Source organism: Methanosarcinales archaeon (genome assembly GCA_014859725.1).
Classification (GTDB): domain Archaea; phylum Halobacteriota; class Methanosarcinia; order Methanosarcinales; family Methanocomedenaceae; genus Kmv04.
This window is the reverse complement of record JACUTQ010000281.1, coordinates 1-1,730: the sequence shown is the minus strand read 5'-3', so window position 1 is coordinate 1,730 and position 1,730 is coordinate 1. Positions and strand designations below refer to the sequence as shown.

Below are 1,730 nucleotides of genomic sequence, written 5' to 3'. Positions count from 1 at the left end.
TGAACCAGAACAATTGAAATATTTATGCATTGAATTACTTATTCTGGCTAGTTCCGAATTCAATCACAAGAAAATAAAAAGTCTCCCACATTAGACCGATAATTACTAATATTGCATATTGATAATATTAGAATGAGGTAAAAAACCCAGGGGGGTGAATAATTTGCCTTACAGGACAAGAGATAAATCAGAATTAACGATCGAGATCATTATTGGAATACTCGGACTGGTTGTCCTCTTTATGATGGTAACCGGAGGAATAATCAGATAAATTGATCTGGAAAAGTTTTCATTTTTTTTCCCATTTTTCCAGATGCATGACCTTTGACAGAGTGGAACCTTTGATTATTTCATCCCGTATCCGGTTCTCATTCTTTTCCACTTCAACTGCGCGCCTGGCAATTTCGTAAGCCCGCTCCTTTGGCACTACTACCACACCGTTATCGTCACCCACAATATAATCCCCCTGGCGCACCACCTGGCCAGCGCATTTGATCTCTGCATTGATCTCACCAAAGCCTTTGGGCTCACCAGCATTGGGTACTACTGCTTTGGCAAATAATGGGAACCCCAGTTTCCTGATCTCATCCACATCCCGCACTGCCCCGTCGATAACCACTCCAGCTATACCTTTGTTTATACAGCTCAATGTGGCCAGTTCACCCCAGGGGGCTACCCTGTCACTGCCACCGTTATAGATCACAACGACATCCCCTGGTCTTGCAACTTCTATTACCTCAACTGTCTTTGCCCAATCCCCTTCAAAAGTCTGGACAGTTACAGCAGGCCCCACCATCTTAAGTCCTGGATTTATTGGGAATAATCCATGCATTGCACCTTTGCGGTGCATGGCATCACTGATATTGGAAGTGGATACCCGGGTAAGTAAGTACCTGGTCTCCTCTTCAACGGGAAGCTTTTTGATAATTGATTTATTTGGTTTATCCATACTCTGACGTATCTTGCTGGCAGATGCAGTAACATCTGATGTACGTACAATATTACCACCCACAATTACAATATCAGCACCATATAACACTGCTATGGCAGCCGAATCGGCATCTAATCCTCCCGCAATTGCAATGGGAATATGAATTTCATCCCTCATTTCCTTAAGCACATCCAGGGGATCTGACCCTTTCATCTGCAGATCAATACCCACATGGATGTTTATTATGTCCACACCCAGTTGTTCCAGTTCCTTAGCACGGTTTACAGGGTCTGGTACAGAGATCATATCTGTCATGAGCCTGGTACCATATTTAGCAGCAGCCCTGATGGCATCTGATATGGTGGAATCATCAGAACTGCCCAGTATAATAATAATATCAGCACCGGACTTGGCCGCCATTTCTACTTCAAGGGCGCCAGTGTCCATTGTTTTCATATCAGCCAGGATTGTCTTGTCCGCAAAATTATCCCTCAGTGTTCTAACAGCATTCATCCCCTCACTCTTGATCAGGGGTGTACCGACCTCGATCCAATCTACACCACCTTGTATGGCTTCACCAGCAATCCGGACGGCTCGATCCAGATCAAGGATATCAAGAGCTACCTGCAGGATTGGATGGGAATTGGTCATAATGTTAGATGTTGTTTATCAGGCAAAACTCTATTTGTCTATCTTCGAAGCAACTTCTCAAGAACATCCCCTATAAAAACCCCGACAATGAACTCGATGGTAATTATACCGATCAGAATTATAAACAATAAGGCCCCACCAAATCCTG

Annotated in this window: 1 protein-coding gene; it reads right to left on the bottom strand. The window is 43.8% G+C overall.

Annotated features, from left to right (window positions below; all coding sequences use genetic code 11):
• Positions 1-289 precede the first annotated feature (289 nt).
• Positions 290-1,582, bottom strand: a complete 1,293-nt coding sequence (locus IBX40_13290) for a bifunctional hexulose-6-phosphate synthase/ribonuclease regulator (protein MBE0525286.1) — start codon at positions 1,580-1,582, stop codon at positions 290-292.
• Positions 1,583-1,730: the final 148 nt, after the last annotated feature.